Source organism: Weissella coleopterorum, from assembly GCF_011304355.1.
GTDB classification, from domain to species: Bacteria; Bacillota; Bacilli; order Lactobacillales; family Lactobacillaceae; genus Weissella; species Weissella coleopterorum.
Map to the genome: position 1 here is coordinate 1,337,018 of NZ_CP049888.1, position 20,177 is coordinate 1,357,194.

Below are 20,177 nucleotides of genomic sequence, written 5' to 3' on the forward strand. Positions count from 1 at the left end.
CGATTATCATTCCAATCTGGGCATCAGATTGAATGCGCCCGATAAGACATTTAAATCATCGCTCGTTTTATTGCAATAAAAAAGCGAGAATGAATTTCTTCATTCTCGCTTCTATCTTGAATTGTAGTAATTTAACAATCTTATATTAAGACTATTCTTCTACACTTCCACGACCATACTTCTTGATGATCTCTTCTTGAACATTCTTAGGTACGGCTTCGTAGTGATCAAAGACCATCTGGAAGGTACCACGTCCTTGTGTTGATGAACGCAAAGTCGTTGCATATCCAAACATTTCTGACAATGGAACCTTACCGTGAACCATCAATGAGTTTCCACGTTGTTCTTGTCCTTCAATCATTCCACGACGAGCTGAGATATGTCCCATAACGTCACCAAGATTGTCTTCAGGTACAACAATATCAACCTTCATGATTGGTTCCAAGATAACGGCTCCAGCAGTCTTAGCAGCTTCACGCAAAGCCAATGAAGCAGCAACCTTAAAGGCAGCTTCTGATGAGTCGACATCGTGATATGATCCATCATACAACTTAGCTTTCAAGTCAACCAATGGGAATCCAGCAAGCGGTCCGTTGTTCAATGCATCACGCAATCCAGCTTCAACTGAAGGGATGTATTCACGTGGCACAACTCCACCAACAATGGCATCTTCGAATTCAAATCCAGCTCCTTCTTCATTCGGGCTAAATTCAATCCAAACATCTCCATATTGTCCCTTACCACCAGATTGGCGCTTGAAGTATCCACGCGCTTCAACGGTTTGCGTAAAGGCTTCACGGTAAGCAACTTGGGGAGCACCAACGGTAGCGTCAACATTAAATTCACGACGCATACGGTCAACAATAATATCCAAGTGCAATTCACCCATACCAGAGATTAAAGTATCTCCAGTTTCAGGATTAGTTTCGGCACGGAATGAAGGATCTTCTTCCGCCAACTTTTGAAGAGCTTCACCCATCTTAGTTTGGTCAGCCTTAGTCTTAGGCTCGATAGCCAATTGGATCACGGGATCAGGGAATTCCATTGATTCCAAAATCAAAGGACGATCGATCGCTGTCAATGAATCTCCAGTTGTCGTATCCTTCAATCCAATCGCCGCTGCGATATCTCCTGAGAAGACTTCATCAATTTCAGTCCGGTCAGTCGCGTGCATTTGGAGCAAACGTCCAACACGTTCACGCTTTCCCTTTGAAGTGTTTTGTACGTATGAACCTGATTCCAAAGTTCCAGTATAAACACGAACGAAAGTCAAACGACCAACGTATGGATCAGTCATAACCTTAAAGGCTAAGGCTGCGAATGGATCCTCATCATTAGCGATCAAATCGATTTCTTCATCAGTATCAGGGTCTGTTGCAACATAAGGCTTAACATCCAAAGGTGATGGTAAGTAATCAACAACAGCGTCCAAAACCATTTGAACACCCTTATCTTTATAAGCTGATCCAGCAAGAACTGGGTAGAATTCCAAAGCCAAAACCGCACGACGGATTGCTGCTTTCAATTCGTCTTGGGCGATGTCTTCACCATTCAAGTACTTATCCATGATAGCGTCATCAACATCAGCGATGGCTTCTACCAATTCGTTATACTTTTCTTCAGCCAATTCTTTGTAGTCGGCAGGAATTTCACGAGGTTCCCACTTTTCACCCAAATCATCAACTGGGTACAATGCTTCCATTGTAATCAAATCGATAATTCCAGCGAAATCATCTTCAGTTCCGATTGGCCATTGAATAGCCTTAGCATTTGCTCCCAAGCGTGACTTGATTGAGTCAACTGACATCTGGAAGTCAGCCCCCAACTTGTCCATCTTGTTAACAAATACAATACGAGGAACTTGATACGTTTCAGCTTGACGCCAAACCGTTTCAGTTTGTGGTTCAACTCCAGCGGCACCATCCAAAACGGCTACGGCTCCATCAAGCACTCGTAGTGAACGTTCAACTTCAATCGTGAAGTCCACGTGTCCTGGTGTGTCAATAATATTAACACGGTATGGTTCTGCTGAAAATTGTTCATGGAAACCATGCCAAACAGCCGTTGTAGCGGCTGATTGGATCGTGATTCCACGTTCCTTTTCTTGATCCATAAAGTCCATTTGTGAAGCTCCATCATGAGTCTCACCAATCTTGTGGATCTTTCCTGTATAGTACAAAATACGCTCAGTAGTTGTTGTCTTACCGGCGTCAATGTGGGCCATGATCCCGATATTACGGGTCCGGCTCAATGGGTATTCACGCGTGTTAGCCATTGTGAAAAATCTCCTGTTATTTAATTCAGCATGTTAGCTGCTTACCATGAATTATACCGCAAAATAAGAAAAGTAACCACCCTTCCCGGTTGATTATCATCAAATATCAGCACAATTTATGTTTAAGAAACTAATCAGTTTTTGTTATTAAACTCAAATTTCAAAAATTAAAATTGAAGTTTGCGATTTTTTAATCAAAAAAAGCTGGCTAACACTTTAAAAACGAAGTATTAGTCCAGCAATTCGATTTAAACTATCGTAAATCTTACCAACGATAGTGTGCAAAGGCACGGTTGGCTTCTGCCATCTTGTGTGTGTCTTCGCGCTTCTTAACAGATGCACCAGTATTGTTAGCAGCATCCATAATTTCTTTAGCTAAACGTTCGTCCATTGTATGTTCCCCACGCAAACGTGCGTATGAAACCAACCAACGAAGTCCTAACGTAACACGACGCTCTGGGCGAACTTCAACTGGAACTTGGTAATTTGATCCACCAACACGACGTGCGCGGACTTCCAAGACAGGCATGATGTTATTCATGGCTTCTTCAAAGACTGCTAATGGTTCATTACCAGTTGATTCCTTGATACGATCAAAAGCTTCGTACAAGATTGTTGAAGCAGTTCCACGCTTACCATCAAGCATCAAGCGATTGATCAAACGTGAAACAAGCTTTGAGTTATAAATTGGATCAGGCAGAACTTCTGCCTGCTTAGTATAAGCCTTACGTGGCATAATTAATGTCCTCCCTTAATTACTTCTTCTTAGGGCGCTTTGCACCGTACTTAGAACGAGATTGCATCCGTCCATCAACACCGGCAGTATCCAAAGCTCCACGAATAATGTGATAACGTACTCCAGGCAAGTCCTTTACACGACCACCACGGATCAAGACAACTGAGTGTTCTTGAAGGTTGTGACCAATTCCAGGAATATATGCCGTAACTTCAATCAAGTTTGAAAGACGCACACGGGCGTACTTACGCAAAGCTGAGTTAGGCTTCTTAGGTGTCATTGTACCAACACGGGTAGCAACTCCACGTTTTTGTGGGGCTGGGGCAAGGATGGTCTTCTTTGATTGTGAGTTATAACCGAAGTTCAAAGCTGGTGAGTTTGACTTCGTGCTCTTTGACTTACGAGGCTTACGAACCAATTGATTAATTGTAGGCATGTCTAAGAGGCTCCTTCCATATTTTTTTATTTTAGTCCACAATTCCGGGCGTATCGTTTAAAAATAAATCCGAAATTCCAAACGTTTATGGTACCGGCAAAGTTAGTTCAGCACGTCGCGCGAACTAACGCGGACACCAACTTGCTACAAGCACAAAGAATATAATAGCATCTCTCATTAATTTTTGCAACCATATATCTAAAAATAAACCATTAATACCGCGATTTGTCTGGCAAACATTTCCGGGCGTTTCTTTTAGTCATATTCACCTTATTTTTGATTCTTACTCTTTATTACGGAGGTCATCATGTTAATGATTATTTTTTTATACCTACTTTTATTCAGTTACCAAGATTTAAAATCATATACAATTTCCAGCAAACTAATTATTCCATTAATTTGGTTTGCTGGTGTTCATCGTGAACTGGATCAATTATGGATTGGCTTGCCAATCTATCTAATTCTACTCCACCTAAATAAGTCCGAAAAATATATTGGTAACGGAGATTTGGATCTTTTTTTCATTTAATTTTTATATTTATCATATTTACAATGGTTTGCCTGTTTACAACTTAGTTGTCTTATTGGCATTATCATCTCTTGGATTTGGCAAAAGTCCAAAATTCCCTTTATTCCATGTATGACTATCGGATATGGGATGATAATTTTTTAAATTAAGACAAAAAAAGTCAAATTTCTAAAAAGAAATTCGACCTTAATTTTTATTATACCAAGGCTAGCAAATCAGCCTTCTTTGCTGAAGAAGCGTATTCAACACCTTGAGCATCCAAAAATGCTTTAATTTCAGCAACAGTATTCTTTTCTGATGGCTTTGAATCCATAGTCTTAGCTGGTTTAGCTTCGGCAACATGAATTTCAATTGTTTTTTCAGTAGTAGCAGGAGTAATCACATGGAAAGCTTGATTGTTGTCAGTCAAAGCCTTCTTAGCAGCATCTGCCAAATTTGAAAATGCAGCTGCATCAGTAATTGCCAAATCAGCTAACATCTTACGGTTCAACTTTGATCCCATCAAGTTCAAACCATTCATGAAGCGTGAATATGACAAACCGTTCATCCGAGCTGCAGCATTGATACGTGTAATCCAAAGCTTACGGAAGTTACGCTTAGTGGTCTTGCGATCACGGAAAGCATAAACCCAACCCTTCCAAACTTGTTGCTTAGCAACCTTATAGTTAATATGACGTTGGCCACGGTAACCCTTGGCCAACTTAATCATCTTCTTACGACGCGCACGTGTAACTGTTCCACCTTTTACTCGCATGGTTTAATCCTCCAATATTTTACAAAAATCTAACGAACCCGATTTAGCTTTTTTAACTAGATACGGCTCAACAAGTGACGGTATGTCTTCAACGTGCTATGGTCCATCATTGAAGTTCCACGCAATTGGCGACGTTGCTTTTTAGTCTTACCGTGGAAACGGTGTGACGTATAGGCATTGGCTGACTTCAAACCACCATTGGCAGTTTTCTTAAAACGCTTTGCAGAAGCGCGGTGTGTCTTAAACTTAGGCATGAGTTTTCCTCCAAATATAATATGCGGTTACTTGGCGTCCTTAGGGGCTAGCACCATGAACATGCTACGTCCCTCCATTTTTGCTCGAGCTTCAACTTTAGCTGTATCATCTAACTCTGCAGCAAATCGATTCATGACTTCACGTCCAATTTCTTTGTGGGTAATCGCACGTCCCCGGAAACGGATTGAAACCTTAACCTTATTTCCCTTATTTAGGAACTTAATGGCATTATTTTTCTTAGTTGTAAAATCACCTGAATCAATAGTAGGACTTAAACGAATTTCCTTAACAGTGACCGTTTTTTGATTTTTTCGTTGTTCACGAACCTTTTTTTGGCTGTCGAACTTGAATTTACCGTAATCCATGATCTTAGCGACAGGTGGCTTTGCATTTGCTTGAACTAAAACTAAATCAAGTTCAGCTTCGTCAGCAATCTTTTGAGCCTCATCCTTAGAAAGGACCCCTTTGTCACCATCATCAGTGATCAAGCGGACTTCATGGGCACGAATGTGTTCATTAATCAAATCGTTCTTCTGTTGCGGTTGGCGTACATTAGCTGCTATGGTACTTACCTCCTATTTTTTGTCCAGACAAAGTAAAAGCGAGTTATCGTACACAACGACAACCCGCTATTCATTCAGTATTAGTGAAATCGATAAACCCGAAGAAACGTAATTCTTCTAGGTGAATAGCGGGCAGCCATTACTTTGTTTTCTAACATTACATAATGATACTTAATATCACCTAAAATGTCAATACTTTTGATAAAATTCCATTGATAAATTTAGCCGACGACTCATCTGTAAACTCTTTGGCCAAATTCAAAGACTCGTTGACGGCAACTTTGGTTGGCACATCACCTTGACTTGCCTCGAAAATTGCAATTCGCATAATTTCTAAATCAATTAAGTTGAGTCGGTCCAGCGTCCATCCTTCAATTAAATATTTAGAAATCATCAAATCTGCATCATCTGAATAAGCTTGGACCTTTTGAACTAACTCTAAGACCTCAGTTGGCGCCTCTGAAATATTTTCCAATTCTGGATCACCAGCGAGCGCTTGCTTAATTACTGCTTCAGGTTGTGCATCTAAATTAACTGATAGTCCAAACAAGGCTTGTAATGTCACCTGGCGAATTGCGTGTCGTGTTAGTGTCGCCATTACTTGTTATCCTCTTCTACTTGCTCATCTCCAAAGAGATTATTTGGATCAATTTCTGATTCGAGCTTTTCTGATAATACCCCGATTACATGAACGTCAACTGTCGGAACATCGATTCCAAGCATTGCATGCATTTGAGTTTTAATTTGTGTTTGAATCATGTGCGCTACCTTAGGTACGGCTACACCGTAATTTAAGTCAACATAAACCTCAATTTGAAGATTTCCTTCGGCATCTTGATTAGTACTAATTCCCGTCCCATGTTGATCTTTATAACCCAAAACTTCTTTAGCTCGTTCTCCAAAAGTACCACGTAAACGAGCAACACCTTCAACTTCACGCGTTGCCAATCCAGCGATAATATCCAGCACTCGAATGTTTACGCGCGTTGACCCATTTTCAGTTTGTGTTAATAAAATTGTTTCTTCAGCAGCCATTTGATCGTCCTCCCTGTTTTAGTAAGTTCTTTTAGACAATTGAAGCGCCCACCAATCATATCAATCTGGTAGACGCTTCGAAATGGAGTCATTCACCAATTATGCACGTGAAGAGTATGATCCACCATTATCCGTATTAACAATAAGTTTTTCACCAGCATTGATGAAATCAGGAACAGTAATTACTAATCCAGTTTCCATTGTAGCAGGCTTACCACCACCATTAGCAGTCGCTCCCTTAATTCCAGGTTGTGTTTCCGCAACTGTTAACTCAATGGTTTTAGGAACTTCAATTCCTAACAATTCGCTCTCATAATAAGTAACTTTAACATCAGTTCCTTCTAATAGATACTTCATTTCATCTTCAATTCGGTCAACTGGAATAGCGATTTGATCATACGTATCCATATTCATGAAGACACGATTATCGCCATCAGCATATGAATACTGCATTGGTGAAGTTTCAATATTAGCAGTTTCAAACTTATCACCAGGTCGGAAAGTAACTTCATTTACCGCCCCAGAACGTAAATTTTTTAACTTTGAACGGACAAACGCTGCCCCTTTACCAGGCTTAACGTGTTGGAATTCCAACACTCGCCAAATTGAGTTTGAGTATTCAATTGTCAAACCCGTCTTCAAATCATTCATTCCAATGGCCATGATTAAAATCTCCTAAAAATTAACTTTTATATGTATAAATATTACCAGAGTTACTATTAAAAAACCAGCTTTATTAGCTGAAACATCGAATTACTTATACTTATCTTCCAATTTAGACATCCACCAACCAATTGCGATCCCCCCTAGCATTAATAGCAGTGCTAAAGCGAAAGTCCCCACCTTAGCACCTTGGTAGTTAGCTACGGGTGGCATCAAAATTAAACCAATTGACGCTAGGACTATTCCTAAAATAAAATGATAAACTTTTGCATAATATTTTTTTAATAAAATCAACATAAGCTTTGATAGAGCTAGCAATGTTATAACGGCACCGATGGCGATAGGAATTAGGACACTTAGATCCCCTGATTTAAATCCCTTTAGCATTGGTTCAAACAAGCCTAAATAAAGTAAGAGGTTAGACGGACTTAATCCAGGTAAAATAACCCCTAATGCAATTAAGCATCCAGCTAACATCCAGCTAACAAAACTAGGTGTTAGCACCCCAAAAAGAGTACTCAAATTATATAAAAACCAACCACCTATTCCAGCTGTCAACAACAAAACCACCCAGTCATTAGTTTGACGCCCCTGTAAGCCTGCTGTCTTAAACAGGGCCGGCAAGGTACCGATAATGGCTCCCGCAAATGCCCAGAGCACTAACACCTGGTAGTTCGCTAAAAGGTACTCCAATGGCGCACTTAAAAGTGCTAACCCTAAGATTCCTCCGATTCCAACTGGCACAAAATACCAAAAATCAAATCTAAAACGCTGTCTAACATTCCCCATAAACCGAAGTAGACGTTCATAAATGCCCAAAATAGCTGCTAAAACGCCACCAGAGACTCCAGGTAAAATAAATCCTAATGCTAAGATCATGCCTTTAATTAATCGGCTAATCCAGTTTGTTACATTGCTCGTTTTAATCAACTCTCCGCTCCTATTCGTTTCAAATTAATTTGAATGAGTAATACATTTGCCTATATCAGATTACCAAACTGAACTTAATAAACCTTAAAGCGTACTTAATTAATAATAAAAAAGTTAGGTTGATCATAACCTAACTTTACTTTACTAATTTTTAATTCCAATGGATTTATAGGCGTTCACGTAACGCAGTGGTTAATTCTTCATAACCAGGCTTACCTAACAAGCCAAACATATTCTTTTTATAAGCCTCAACCCCTGGTTGGTTGAAAGGGTTCACCCCGTTCAAATAACCTGAAATTCCAACAGCAATTTCAAAGAAGTAAATCATATATCCAAGATGGTACGCGTCTTGTTGCTCAATTTCAACAACCATATTTGGGACACCACCATCGACATGAGCCAACAACGTCCCATCAGATGCCATCCGATTAACATAACTCATCGTCTTACCTTGTAAGTATTCCAAACCATCGTCAGCTTCCATTTCAGGAATCACAACATCTGATGCTGGGTTGGTAACCCGTACAAGCGTTTCAAAAATATTTCGACGTCCCTCTTGAATATATTGCCCAAATGAATGTAAATCAGTCGAGAAATTACCAGAAGCCGGAAAAATTCCCTTACCATCCTTACCTTCTGATTCACCTTGCAATTGCTTCCACCATTCACCAAATTGAACTAAAGTTGGCTCATAGTTAATTAACAATTCCGTCGTATATCCTTTACGGTAAAGGATATTACGGTACGCTGCATATTGATAAGCTTCATTTTTTTGCAAATCGGCATCAGCATAATCATTCTGTGCCGCAGCAGCCCCAGCCATCAATTGTTCAATATCACCACCGGCTGCTGCAATTGGTAAGAGTCCCACCGCTGTCAAGACTGAAAAACGTCCTCCGACTCCGTCAGGCACAACAAACTCTTCGTACCCTTGATCATCAGCCAAGGTTTTCAAAGCTCCTCGCTTTGCATCTGTTGTTGCAAAGATACGTTCTTTAGATGCTTCAGCCCCATATTTGTCTTCTAACATTTGTTTGAAGACACGAAAGGCAATGGCTGGCTCAGTTGTCGTCCCTGATTTTGAAATCACATTAACTGAGAAATCTCGGTCACCAATCAACTTAATTACGGAATTAAGGTATTGACCTGAAATGTTATTTCCCGTAAAGATAATTTGTGGAAATTCTCGTTCGCCATCCGAATATGCAGAATTAAAATAATCGTTTAAGAAGTCTACCGCTGCTCTGGCTCCTAAATATGATCCACCAATCCCAATCACAACTAGAACTTGCGAATTTTTTTTAATTTTTTGAGCAGCCGCTTGAATTCGTGCAAACTCTGCTTGGTCATACTCCGTTGGTAACTTAATCCAATCAGTATATGCAGCCCCAGCCCCAGTTCCTTGTCGTAACATTTCATCCGCTACTGTAACCATAGGTTGGATCATTGCCAACTCTTCATCATTTACAAATGATGTTAATTTACTCTTATCAAAAGATAACGTCGTCATAATTATTACTACTCCCGTCTAAAACTATCCATGAAATTTATAAGTTCTTAAAAGCGTATGTTGTGGTATAAGTTTGCTGTTGATTAGCAGGTAACACAATATCCCCAAACTCAGGATGATGGATTGAATCAGATAATGTTTGCGCCTCTAGGGCAACTCCGTTATATGGATGCTCAGCTAAAAATGCTGCTTGATCCTGATAGTTATCAACTTCTGGATTTGTAATAAAGAATACAACCGCATTTCGGTCAGTCGTCATTTCGACTGCACGTTTTGATTTAGGATCCGAAAGGACTACATTAGGATTATTATGTGCGTTCAACGCGAATACATCATCAAATTTTTTATCAAAATCATCTGAAGGAATACGGGTAATTGCATCCCCAATTGTAGTAACATCATTAAAATCATAAGCCGTTCCAGCAACTGGCAATAATTTACCAGTTGGAATCTTGTCCGTCTTTCGTAGTTCCATATAGCGATCTGCTTTAATTTGAAGTTGCATTTGATTTGCATCACTGCCTAGACCACCCAAATTAAAGTACACATGTGAAGTTGGATTAAAAAGCGTTGCTTGATCTGAAAGCGCATTAAATTCAAGACTAACTTCATCATTATCAGACAAAGTATAAGTCACAGTTGCTTGCATGGTTCCCAGAAAATGATCTTCAGATTCATTTAACACAGTTGCAAAAACGACGCGATTATGAAGTTCATCAATTTCTTTAATTTCCCAATTCCGATGAGAGAAGCTCTTTTCCCCACCGTGTAAAGTATTAGAACCTTCATTTTGATCTAATTGATAATGCTGTCCCTCTAAATCAAAACTAGCACCATCAATACGACCCGCCACACGACCAACAGCATTTCCAATAAAATAGTTATTATTTAGATAGCTATCAACATCGTGAAAACCTAACACTAAATCCTGACCAGCGGCAGTCTTAAATGACTGCCAAGATGCCCCCAAGAAACTAACCCTAATTGATGTCCATTTTTGTTCTCAATTTGAATGTGTTGAAGCTCTTCTCCACTTGGAGTTGTCCCTAAACTAGCTATATTAATCGTCATTTTACTGTCCACCTTTAATTTTTAATTAACAGCTTTATTTTATCACGATTAAGCGTTTTCAAGTACAAAATATATTATACCAATTCCTATACCAATTTTCCATCCCTTTTCTAAAGTGGATATAAACTCTAATCTTCAAATTTATATCCTCGACCCCAAACTGTCTTAATTAAATTAATTGGTAGTTTTTTTCGAATCATCTTAATATGCGTATCCACCGTTCGAGTATCAATATAAATGTCTTCATGCCATACTTTTTGCAGGAGCATCTCACGAGTTAAAACTTGTCGCGGGTGTTTTACTAAAATTAATAATAAGTCAAATTCCTTGGGGGTTAGATGTTCTAATTTTTCACCCCGGACAGAAACTTCTTGCGTTAATTCATCCACATGTAAAATCGGCGTTAACAGTTCTTGATTACTTCCCGTCTTATTCTGGTGCATGATTGTTTTTAAAGTTTCCAGTTTTGCCATTAATTGCCGAGCATCGTCAGTTGCACTAATTTGTTCCGACTGCATCTCTCGTTCATCAACCCACGCCCGTTCGATTTGCTTAGAGCGAAATAAAATAAAACATTTTTTAGGATCAAGGTTTAATTTAAATTGTTGCAATTCAAATTTTGATTCCACTAACGCGTCATCTAGCATGACTGAATCAAATTGTTCTGGATTATGAGTCAATAATATCTGCGCAAGTTTTACATCACTCACGAATTGAAAATTCCAAGGCATCTTCTTTAACGTAATTTGGAGTTGTTCCAGCAATTCTAGTTCTTTTGAAATCATTAAAATATTCAATCGTTGTACCTCCGCCTTCTCTAGCTTGTTTACCAAATATAACGGAAATATTTTCAAAAATAAAGAAGTTTTTAGTGCTATATTAAAACAAAATTAAAATCCTTTCATATTAAAAAAGTTTCTTTAATATAAACGGGTTCAACCTGGCTTTGAACTGTGATATAAAAAAAGGTAAAACAAATATGTTTTACCTTTTTTATAAACTGACTTGATTAAACTAAAAATTTAGATCGATGGTTGCCGGTTGCGTGGTTAATAAAATATTCCCGTTATGAATCGAATATAAAATTTCAGCTCGTTGGTTCAAAGCTTCGTAAAAATTCGGAGCATTTAAAATTAAAAATGAAGCCGGTTTACCCACTTCAATTCCATAATGATCCTCGACCTGTAAGGTCTTCGCTCCATTCTTAGTAATAAAACGATATGAATCCATAATTTCTTGATGTCCCATAATTTGAGTGGCATGCAGTCCCATGTGTAAAACATCCATCATATTTCCGTTCCCCATAGGGTACCAAGGATCCTTGATATCATCTTCACCAAAAGCCACATTAATATCCTCTTGATCCAGCTCCTTTACTCGTGTCAAACCACGACGCTTTGGATAAGTATCAAACCGTCCACCTAGGTACATATTAATCAATGGATTCGCAACAAAGTTTAAATTAGCCAACTTTAAAAGCCGCATAAGTTTATACATATATGCATCATTATATGAACCCATCGCAGTGGTATGTGAAGCAGTAACTCTTGCTTTAAGGCCCGTTTCTAAGGCCAAGGTTGCCATCGTCTCTAAACTTCTTGAGGCTGGATCATCAATCTCGTCCGTATGAGCATCGATCAATAAGTTATATTTTTGTGCAAGTTCAAAAACAAAGTGAATTGACTCCACCGAATATTCTCGATTAAATTCAAAATGCGGGATCGCTCCCAATGCATCAACACCTAACTGTGCAGCCTGCTCCATTAACTCTTTTCCATGTGGAAAAGATAGAATTCCTTCTTGTGGGAAAGCAACTAGTTGTAGTTCCATCCAAGGCTTAACTTCTTCACGAACCTCTAACAAAGCTCTCAGAGCAATTAAATCTGGATCTGTAACATCTACGTGAGATCGAACAAATTGTAACCCATGTTCAGCTTGTAATCGCAACGTTTTCAAAGCTCGTGTTTTGACATCAGCATGGCTTAAGGTTTGCTTTCGCTCTGACCAAATGCGGATTCCGTCAAATAAAGTGCCACTTTCATTCCACTCTGGTTCACCTGCAGTTTGAGTTGAATCAAGGTGCACATGCGGATCAACAAACGGCGGGATAACGACACAACCTATTGCATCAAGTATTTCTTCATTTGATTTTGGTGTAATTTCCTTAGCAATTGCCGTAATTAAATTATCTACAATTTGAATATCATACAATTCCGAACTATTTTCGATAGAAACTTGTTTAATTAGCATTTTCAACTCACTTTCACTCAAAGAAATCGGTTTCATTCGGATAATTGTACAATAAATTAAGGAATAAAACTACTATTTTAGCTGTTTTTATCATTCATATTTTTTGAAAAAGCATGAACGTCAAAAACGTCTAAGAAAAATGCCACAATTGGCACCCCTAAAATCAAGCCCCAAGGTCCCAAAATCCGTTCCATAACAATCAAAGAAATAAATGTGACAAAAACTGGTAAATCAGAACGCGATGCCATTAATTTTGGATGTAACACGTACGCTTCAAACGTATGGATGACCAAAATAAAGGCCAAAACCTCTCCAGCCAAAATCCATCCGCCCGCTGAAAAGGCTACAATCGTAAGTGGTATCATCGAAATTAACACCCCTGCAACGGGAATCAATCCCAACACCAAGACCATGCTCCCTAAGACCAAAGCAGAAGGCATACCTAAGACTAAGAACCCTAAAACTGATAAAGTGGTATTCACTAAATCGATCACAATTTGCACCCGAATAATTTGCCCTAAAATATATACGAATTTATTAGATAATTCGAAAATATTACTGAAAAAACGTGGGAATTCTGAGGTTTGAAAACGCCGACCAAACTTCTTTAACGGATTTAAACTAATTGCATATACAAAACTTAATAAAAGCGCTAGGACCGTTTCCGTGATCCCCTTCCACAAGCCTTGCAAGGTTTGTAAACTAACATGCAGGACGGAAGTCAATCCACTTGTAATTTTGTCATCCAAATTCGTTTTTGCTAAATAATCATTCACTTGATCAGCCAATTTAGGTGACTTCTCATAAGCATGGATGATTGATTGAATCAAACTCACCACTTCTTTGTAAAACATTGGCGCAACAAACGATGTTATCAAAAATAATCCAAAAATAATTATGATATAAAAGATCGTAACGCCTACTACATATGGTAATTTAGTCCATTTCTTGATCCAACGTCCACCTGAAATTCCAATTGAAGCAAAAATAATAATTAACAAAATTGTTGGCATAAATGAACGAAATAAATAAATTACCCCAATCATAAAAATCAACGTTAGATACCTTTGTGTGCGGTCATTAAACCACCAATTTTTAATGTCTTCCATTTTTAGCTCCCTCTTCCTAAATAGTTAACTGTAACAACCTTATCCCAAGTCAATTTTCTACCGAATTCATTAAATACATTATTCTTAATGGATTTTTCACTTTTTAATAATTTAACCTAACAAATTAGTATTATCAACTATTTTAATAGACTTTACCAACATTATTTGAAAAGTTTGCTGTTCTAACATAATTTTGAGAAAAACAAATTAAAAAGCCCTAGTAATTTACCTAGAGCTTTTATTTTATTTTGATTCCACTTTACTTAATTTGGCGACAATTCCAAACATATCAATGGCTTCTAAGTAATGATTACTATCAATATCTGTGGTGGAGCGCATTAGATGAAAGTCGCCGCCCATATTATGAGAAATAGTATCTGAAGCCTTCACGCCATTTCGTTCATAGAATCGGAACCGTGCTTGTCTTTGTGTCTCATTTTCAGCTGTTGTCTCAGTTAATTCACTTTCCAAAATAAAGCCGGCAGGATACAGCTCTTTCATTGCAGCTAAAGCCTTACCGCCCAGTCCTCGACCACGTTGTTGTGCCTGAGTGGCAAAATATAAGATAAATCCTTTTTGATCAGATAAATCAACATGACATAACAATCCGACCAATTGGTCATTTTCAACTAATTTCGATAAATGAATTTTTGCATTTTCATGCGTTAGATTTACCAATTCTTCAAAATCAAAGCGTTCCGCGATTGGAAAGGCTTCTTCGTAAATAGCTTGCCATGCAGACCAGTCTTGTTGTTCAAGTGGTTTAATTTGCATTTTAAGTCCCCCCATTTAATTTATTCTTAAAAACTGGATGTATTAAGAATAAATTCTAACGGAAGATCCCTCAAGTTTCAAGTCTACATAATGACTCCAAATATCTCACAATCTTACTCTATAATTTTTGTTTCCCGCCCGGGTAAGATCATATTCAGACCAACGGCCAAGACTGCTGTAACAACAACCGCATTTTGAATTACAATGTTGAGCATGGTAGGCATATGCTGGAACAATTGTGGATATGCCGAAATTCCAATTCCTGCTCCAATTGATAAAGCCGCAATCATTAAATTACGTTCCATACTAAAATCAACTGAACGCATAATTGTTGTTCCTTGTACTCCGATTGTTCCAAATAAAATTAGCATCGCTCCACCCAAAACTGGATCTGGGATAATCGTAGCTAAAGCCCCAAACTTTGGTAACATCCCCACAATAATTAAAATGAAAGCTGCTGAGTAAATTGGTTGCTTCGAACGAACTCCTGAAAGCCGAACCACCCCCACATTTTGAGAAAAAGTCGAGTACGGAAAGGTGCTAAAAATCCCCGACAAGATCACAGCCAGACCCTCGGCACGATAACCACGGGCCATACTTTTTTCAGTTAACTTAGTACCCGTAATATCCGCAATAGCAAAATACACTCCGGTCGATTCAATCATGGATGTTAAGGCAATAATAATCATAGTTATCATGGCTGAAGCGTGAAAAGTTGGTACTCCCATAAAAAATGGCACTGGTAAATGGACCCATGATGCATCTGCAACTGCTTGCAAGGAAACTTGTCCAATCAATCCCGCATAAATCGTTCCCATAATAATTCCTAATAAAATGGCAATTGATTTCAAGAAACCTCTGGTGAAAATATTTAAAATAATAGTCACTATAATAGTTACTGCGGCAATTGATAAGTCCGTCATATTTCCAAAACTTTTCGCTGCAATATCGCCACCACCGATCTTAGTCACCGCAACTGGAATTAATGATAATCCAATCACCGTAATCAACGAACCCGTCACAACGGGCGGGAAAAAGCTGCGTAATTTGGCAAATAAGCCCGCGATTAAAAATACAAAAATTCCTGCTGAGATCGTGGCTCCATACATGGCACCAATCCCTAAAGTGCCTCCAATATTAATTAAAGGTGAAACTGATTGAATCGCAGAGCCTAAAACCACGGGCATTGCAATCCCCGTTAACCTTGTTGCCTTTAATTGTAAAAGTGTTCCAATTCCAGTCATAAAAATGTCAACTGAAATCAAATAAGTCATTTGTTGCGGTGTAAAATGCAGTGCGGCTCCAATCAATAAAGGAACCAAAATTCCACCCGCATACATGGCTAAGACATGCTGGAGCCCCAGAATAATTGATTGCAAAAACTTCGGCTTACTTACCTGATCCATCACTTTAAATCTCCTCTGGTGCGTGCTTGAATGCTCGTACAATCGTCGTTCATCGCAAACACCCCCACCAACACCAAATAAGCATCGCTGCTTTTGCTGTTCATGAATGAAAAAGTGATTACAAAAACGCACCCAAACATAGTGAATGGGTGCGCAAAAAACTTCATTTAGTAGTCTGCGTTTCGGTGCAGGTAGGAACTCGTTGGCCATTCTCCAACGATTATACTAAACATTCATTGTTATTAATTTTTTTCATTATAAAAGATCAACCGGTGAATGGCAAGCCTTTTTCACAATTTACTTTAACGAAATTTATTCAGCTGCCAATGTCAAAATTTCACCCTGCACGCCCAACTCTTTTTCAATTCGTGCTTGAAGCGCACGAATCGCCTCTGCTCCACGTTCTTTCTGTATCTCAGTTATTCCTTCAATAATCAAAATCGCATCTTGTGTGGTTTCTGTTAACATCGTTCGCTGCGCATCGCGCCAATTTAAGGAACGACAAACCGCTCCCCGTGCATCATAATAAATTAATTCTTCTGGGAGAGCCGGTTCTGATTCATCAGCCCCCACGGGAATGAAAGCTTCACCGCCCTGGGCTAAGCCTAAGTGCATCGGTACTTCTACTGCTGCCAAATCTTCACCACCACAAGGTACCCCAAATTCTAACGAGATACTGTTATAGATATCCACCAATGGATTAATGGGTGCTAACTTTTTCCCCTGACCAACTCGTTTCAGCAATGCTTCAATCGATGAGCGGGCCCCCTTTTTTCTTTTTAAAATTAGTAAAGACTTGTCGCCACTCTTGAATAACGGCATTCTCCTTGAAGTCATCTTCTGATAAAAATTTTTTAGAAATTTCCATAGCTTCATCTAACAATTGTTTACTTCGAATTTCTCGTTCTGCCGATGAATGATTGTCAACTCCCTTCACCACTAAGGCAAAAATATTAGCCTCCGGAAAAATATTAAAAAAATCCTGATCAATTACTAATGCTGTCATATTATTTTGCCCCTTTTAACTTATATTTTAATAGTAGATCGCGTTGAGCACTCCCACCTAGTTCAAAAATATGTTCACTAAATGGGCTGAACCCTTGACTCTGATAAAACTGTAAAGCCGTTTGATTATGTTCCCACACCCCCAACCAAACGGTTTCTTTATCCGCTTTTCTCCCGATTTCTAAAGCATAATTCATCAAACTTTTTCCTAAGCCTTTTTGATGAAAGACCTGCCTAACGTAAATCCGCTCCACTTCCATCCAATTTTGTGTTTGCGGCTCCGACTGCGCTGAGCCAAAATTCAATTTTAAATAACCTGCTAATTGGTTATTCAATAAGATAAAGAAAAATTGACTTAGGGGATTTGCTATTTCTGCTTTTAATATTTCAGGATGGTATGCCATTTGCACATATTTTTCAATATTTTCAGCTGAATTATATGGACCAAACGTTTCCATAAACGTTGCTCGACTAATTTCCTGTAATAAGTTCACCTAATGCAGTCCGACTGGCTTAATTTGAATTGTCATTTTTGACCTCTTAATATATTCTTTTATAACCCTTTTTAACATCTTGCCAATCTTGCACTACATTCTGGGTAACTCTCTTCAACAATTTATCCATTACTTGAATTTCATCTGGTGACAATCCTTGCAGTGCTACTTGGGTGGAATAATCACTTTCACGAACTAACATATCATACAACTCTCGCCCTTTCTGGGAGCAATATAACTGTTGATTTTTCCGATTCATGGGATTTATTTTTTTTATAATTATATTTTGTTCTACCAATCGAGTAATCGCTCGATTAGTCGTAGTCTTATCCACACACAATAACTCCGATAATTGAATTTGAGTTATCCCAGGATTTTCGGTAATCCGACTTAAGTATAAGTACTGTCCCCGAGCCAATTCAATTTCTTTAAATTCAATATTGCTTATCGAATCTAGTGCTCGCGCAATAGTTCCAATGTTTCGTAAAAACGTTTGATCCAAAATATTTTCACCTCCGCTCGATTAAAATAAATTCTACTTCACTTTAGTTGCAAATGCAACTAAAGTTCAATGACCACTTGTAATTTTAATTCCAATAATACCTACTATTAACATGCCAATAAATAACCATGTCAACGGGTTGATTTGATCCTTGAAAAAAATCAACCCGACTAAAATCGATCCCACTGCACCAATTCCAGTCCAAACAGGATAACCAATACTGAGCGGAAGATGTTTAACTGCTAAAGCTAAAAAGCCAAAACTCAACACCATCCCCATCAATGTCAGCATACTATATCCCAAATGTGTGAATCCTTGGCTTAATTTCATCGTAGTCGCCCATACGACTTCAAAAAGCCCCCCTAATATTAAATAAAACCACGTCATCTCTTGATCCTCCTTTTAAAATTACAAAAAAAGGACTAGTTAAACTCTTCTATGACCTAATGAGTTTAAGCAGTCCCAAGCACCCGGTGATGCTCTTTGATTCAATTGATTATATATTATAACTTATTTTGATACTGTTGGCATAAATTTCTATTTTAAGATCTTCATTTATTCAACTAGGTAATTACACATCGGTTTCTAAAAATAATTGGTATACCACACGCTGATCATTTGGATCAGCATCCATATACACAATACCAGCCGCAAAAAATTTTGTTTTTTCAATAATGTGTTGCATTCTTAAATTTTGTTGGTGTGTGTCAATTCTAATTTCTTTAAATCCCAAATTAACGGCCACACTCATTAAATTACTAAATAAGAAATCTCCTAAATGTTGCCCAGCTTGTTGACCGCTAATTGCTACACGATGAATTGTTGCGTAAGCTTCGTTTGACCCTCGCCAAGTACCCTGATAAATTTTCCGATAATTCGGATCCGGTGTTGTTAACAATGTCGCTGTCCCCACAATTTGTTGATCCAATATCAATAAATATGTCATCCCTTTTTTGATATCAGTTAATAAATCCTGCTTTTGGGGATAATTCCCTTGCCATTGTGGGATTCGATCGATCGCCAACTTTTGCTTGGCTCCTTGAATCAGCTGCTCAATTTTATCCAGATCTTGTTGCTTCGCTTTTCTCAGATAGATCGCTGGCATAGTTTCCCCCTCAAAGATTCAATCACTTCTTTAATTTTTTTGAACATACCCTTTTAAATAATGCATGTCTCTAATAAGAATATATTTACCCGAATTATCAATTATATTTAATTTTGATAAATTTAACATAATACGTGACACAGAGTTTCGTGTCGTAATTCCACAAAATTCCGCAATTGTTCCTTGCGTAATTCGGTGTTTAATTACCACAGTTTCGTTTTCGGATGGCTTTCCAAAAAGTTGCCCACATTCATACAAAAAAGCACATACATTACCAGTTTTATTATTGCTCGTTTGCACCCTAATTTGATTAATATATTCATTAATTTTGCGACGGTAATATAATTTCAAATACTCCGACAATTTTGCATCCTGATTGAACAGCTTCCAAAATTTTTCACGATTTACTTGTAAAAACGTTGCCTGTGTTGAATCTACTAAAACATCAACAGGTTGTTTATTTCTACCACCAGATTCTTCCTCGGTTAAAAGTGTCACAATTCCGGGATCAATCATATATTTAAGATTAACCAGTCTTTCATTGGCGCCCTTCAAAGAAGTAATAACAACCCCCTGTTTCATAATATAAATATCACCTAAATCTTCACCTGCACGAACTAAATATTCTTTCCGCTTCAACGTAACCTCTTTAACGTCATTGTACGGTAACATATTTATTTGCTGAATTAAATACTCAATATATTCTTGTTCTGTGACCATCGTGTCGTTGCACCCCTTATAAAAATTAAAATCTTTCATATTAATCAATATTTAT

General features: G+C 38.2%; 23 protein-coding genes, 2 pseudogenes and 1 riboswitch. Of the genes and pseudogenes, 1 reads left to right on the forward strand and 24 read right to left on the reverse strand.

Going from position 1 to position 20,177, the window contains the following annotated elements; translation table 11 throughout:
• Positions 1 to 151 precede the first annotated feature (151 nt).
• The 3 genes from fusA to rpsL form a co-directional block, all read right to left on the reverse strand.
• Complete coding sequence (fusA, locus tag G7084_RS06815; protein ID WP_166011221.1) at positions 152 to 2,275, reverse strand: elongation factor G; 2,124 nt, start codon at positions 2,273 to 2,275, stop codon at positions 152 to 154.
• Positions 2,276 to 2,540: 265 nt separating this feature from the next.
• A complete protein-coding gene (gene rpsG, locus G7084_RS06820; protein WP_166011223.1) occupies positions 2,541 to 3,011 on the reverse strand; it encodes a 30S ribosomal protein S7 in 471 nt (156 codons plus the stop codon).
• A 19-nt stretch (positions 3,012 to 3,030) separates the two neighbouring features.
• Entirely contained in the window at positions 3,031 to 3,447 is a 417-nt protein-coding gene (gene rpsL / locus G7084_RS06825; protein ID WP_057754581.1) for a 30S ribosomal protein S12, read from the reverse strand.
• A gap of 307 nt (positions 3,448 to 3,754) precedes the next feature.
• On the opposite strand from rpsL, the gene G7084_RS06830 reads away from it, so the two are divergent.
• Entirely contained in the window at positions 3,755 to 3,976 is a 222-nt protein-coding gene (locus G7084_RS06830; protein WP_166011225.1) for a prepilin peptidase, read from the forward strand.
• 196 nt (positions 3,977 to 4,172) lie between these two features.
• Here the strand turns inward: G7084_RS06830 and G7084_RS08365 are convergent, their stop codons facing one another.
• From G7084_RS08365 to G7084_RS06930, 21 genes and pseudogenes are all read right to left on the reverse strand, one after another.
• On the reverse strand, positions 4,173 to 4,289 hold the full coding sequence (locus G7084_RS08365) for a HeH/LEM domain-containing protein (RefSeq protein ID WP_281346952.1): 117 nt from the start codon (positions 4,287 to 4,289) through the stop codon (positions 4,173 to 4,175).
• Between the two features lie 30 nt (positions 4,290 to 4,319).
• Positions 4,320 to 4,730, reverse strand: a pseudogene (gene rplT / locus G7084_RS08295) (50S ribosomal protein L20); the annotation flags it as partial.
• Between the two features lie 56 nt (positions 4,731 to 4,786).
• Positions 4,787 to 4,984, reverse strand: coding sequence for a 50S ribosomal protein L35 (gene rpmI, locus G7084_RS06840; RefSeq protein WP_166011228.1), 198 nt, complete (start codon positions 4,982 to 4,984; stop codon positions 4,787 to 4,789).
• 27 nt (positions 4,985 to 5,011) lie between these two features.
• The gene (gene infC, locus G7084_RS06845) at positions 5,012 to 5,509 is read right to left on the reverse strand and encodes a translation initiation factor IF-3 (protein WP_246163781.1); all 498 of its coding nucleotides are present in this window, start codon (positions 5,507 to 5,509) and stop codon (positions 5,012 to 5,014) included.
• 220 nt (positions 5,510 to 5,729) lie between these two features.
• Positions 5,730 to 6,146: a transcription antitermination factor NusB gene (gene nusB, locus G7084_RS06850; protein ID WP_166011230.1), complete on the reverse strand. Its 417-nt coding sequence runs from the start codon at positions 6,144 to 6,146 to the stop codon at positions 5,730 to 5,732.
• Entirely contained in the window at positions 6,146 to 6,583 is a 438-nt protein-coding gene (locus tag G7084_RS06855; RefSeq protein WP_166011232.1) for an Asp23/Gls24 family envelope stress response protein, read from the reverse strand. The genes nusB and G7084_RS06855 overlap by 1 nt, the downstream gene beginning before the upstream one ends.
• 99 nt (positions 6,584 to 6,682) lie before the next feature.
• Positions 6,683 to 7,246, reverse strand: coding sequence for an elongation factor P (gene efp, locus G7084_RS06860; protein ID WP_166011235.1), 564 nt, complete (start codon positions 7,244 to 7,246; stop codon positions 6,683 to 6,685).
• 90 nt (positions 7,247 to 7,336) lie between these two features.
• Positions 7,337 to 8,173: a DUF368 domain-containing protein gene (locus G7084_RS06865; protein ID WP_166011740.1), complete on the reverse strand. Its 837-nt coding sequence runs from the start codon at positions 8,171 to 8,173 to the stop codon at positions 7,337 to 7,339.
• A gap of 169 nt (positions 8,174 to 8,342) precedes the next feature.
• On the reverse strand, positions 8,343 to 9,686 hold the full coding sequence (locus tag G7084_RS06870; RefSeq protein ID WP_166011237.1) for a glucose-6-phosphate isomerase: 1,344 nt from the start codon (positions 9,684 to 9,686) through the stop codon (positions 8,343 to 8,345).
• A gap of 37 nt (positions 9,687 to 9,723) precedes the next feature.
• A complete protein-coding gene (locus tag G7084_RS06875; protein WP_246163783.1) occupies positions 9,724 to 10,656 on the reverse strand; it encodes an aldose epimerase family protein in 933 nt (310 codons plus the stop codon).
• Between the two features lie 229 nt (positions 10,657 to 10,885).
• On the reverse strand, positions 10,886 to 11,554 hold the full coding sequence (locus G7084_RS06880; RefSeq protein WP_166011239.1) for a winged helix-turn-helix transcriptional regulator: 669 nt from the start codon (positions 11,552 to 11,554) through the stop codon (positions 10,886 to 10,888).
• A gap of 217 nt (positions 11,555 to 11,771) precedes the next feature.
• The gene (gene codA, locus G7084_RS06885; protein ID WP_166011241.1) at positions 11,772 to 13,007 is read right to left on the reverse strand and encodes a cytosine deaminase; all 1,236 of its coding nucleotides are present in this window, start codon (positions 13,005 to 13,007) and stop codon (positions 11,772 to 11,774) included.
• 77 nt (positions 13,008 to 13,084) lie between these two features.
• On the reverse strand, positions 13,085 to 14,116 hold the full coding sequence (locus tag G7084_RS06890) for an AI-2E family transporter (protein ID WP_166011243.1): 1,032 nt from the start codon (positions 14,114 to 14,116) through the stop codon (positions 13,085 to 13,087).
• Between the two features lie 243 nt (positions 14,117 to 14,359).
• Positions 14,360 to 14,890 carry a GNAT family N-acetyltransferase gene (locus tag G7084_RS06895; protein WP_166011245.1) on the reverse strand — a complete coding sequence of 177 codons (531 nt, stop codon included), beginning with the start codon at positions 14,888 to 14,890 and terminating at the stop codon, positions 14,360 to 14,362.
• Positions 14,891 to 15,003: 113 nt separating this feature from the next.
• A complete protein-coding gene (locus G7084_RS06900) occupies positions 15,004 to 16,296 on the reverse strand; it encodes a nucleobase:cation symporter-2 family protein (protein ID WP_166011247.1) in 1,293 nt (430 codons plus the stop codon).
• 151 nt (positions 16,297 to 16,447) lie between these two features.
• Positions 16,448 to 16,544, reverse strand: a riboswitch (purine riboswitch).
• A gap of 64 nt (positions 16,545 to 16,608) precedes the next feature.
• A pseudogene (locus G7084_RS06905) lies at positions 16,609 to 17,302 on the reverse strand (B3/B4 domain-containing protein).
• Between the two features lies 1 nt (position 17,303).
• Positions 17,304 to 17,795: a GNAT family N-acetyltransferase gene (locus G7084_RS06910; RefSeq protein WP_246163785.1), complete on the reverse strand. Its 492-nt coding sequence runs from the start codon at positions 17,793 to 17,795 to the stop codon at positions 17,304 to 17,306.
• A 46-nt stretch (positions 17,796 to 17,841) separates the two neighbouring features.
• Entirely contained in the window at positions 17,842 to 18,297 is a 456-nt protein-coding gene (locus G7084_RS06915) for a MarR family winged helix-turn-helix transcriptional regulator (RefSeq protein WP_166011249.1), read from the reverse strand.
• A 66-nt stretch (positions 18,298 to 18,363) separates the two neighbouring features.
• Entirely contained in the window at positions 18,364 to 18,684 is a 321-nt protein-coding gene (locus G7084_RS06920; protein ID WP_166011252.1) for a DMT family transporter, read from the reverse strand.
• 184 nt (positions 18,685 to 18,868) lie between these two features.
• On the reverse strand, positions 18,869 to 19,402 hold the full coding sequence (locus tag G7084_RS06925) for a GNAT family N-acetyltransferase (RefSeq protein ID WP_166011254.1): 534 nt from the start codon (positions 19,400 to 19,402) through the stop codon (positions 18,869 to 18,871).
• A 30-nt stretch (positions 19,403 to 19,432) separates the two neighbouring features.
• A complete protein-coding gene (locus G7084_RS06930) occupies positions 19,433 to 20,122 on the reverse strand; it encodes a Crp/Fnr family transcriptional regulator (protein WP_166011255.1) in 690 nt (229 codons plus the stop codon).
• Positions 20,123 to 20,177 lie beyond the last annotated feature (55 nt).